Origin of the sequence: Paenibacillus sp. EKM212P (assembly GCF_011066115.1) — a bacterium.
Taxonomy (GTDB): Bacteria; Bacillota; Bacilli; order Paenibacillales; family Paenibacillaceae; genus Paenibacillus; species Paenibacillus polymyxa_B.
Genome location: NZ_JAAMNR010000064.1, coordinates 1 through 288, shown reverse-complemented (window position 1 = coordinate 288; position 288 = coordinate 1). Strand labels below are relative to the sequence as shown.

The following is a 288-nucleotide window of genomic DNA, read 5'->3' as shown; positions in this document are numbered from 1 at the left end:
TTGGTGGAGCCAAGCGGGATCGAACCGCTGACCTCCTGCGTGCAAGGCAGGCGCTCTCCCAGCTGAGCTATGGCCCCAATCTTTTTGTTATTCTGGAAGTGGTGGGCCTTAGTGGACTCGAACCACCGACCTCACCCTTATCAGGGGTGCGCTCTAACCAGCTGAGCTAAAGGCCCTAACATGCAAAACTTCATTATCCTTTGAAGGATATCGCTTGGCGACGTCCTACTCTCCCAGGACCCTGCGGTCCAAGTACCATCGGCGCTGGAGGGCTTAACGGTCGTGTTC

The 288-nt window shown here is 56.2% G+C and carries 2 tRNA genes and 1 rRNA gene; all 3 read right to left on the bottom strand.

Going from position 1 to position 288, the window contains the following annotated elements:
* Nucleotide 1 precedes the first annotated feature (1 nt).
* Nucleotides 2-77 (bottom strand) — tRNA-Ala (locus G9G54_RS25005).
* Between the two features lie 22 nt (nucleotides 78-99).
* Nucleotides 100-176 (bottom strand) — tRNA-Ile (locus tag G9G54_RS25000).
* A 36-nt stretch (nucleotides 177-212) separates the two neighbouring features.
* Nucleotides 213-288, bottom strand: a 5S ribosomal RNA gene (rrf, locus tag G9G54_RS26300); the annotation flags it as partial.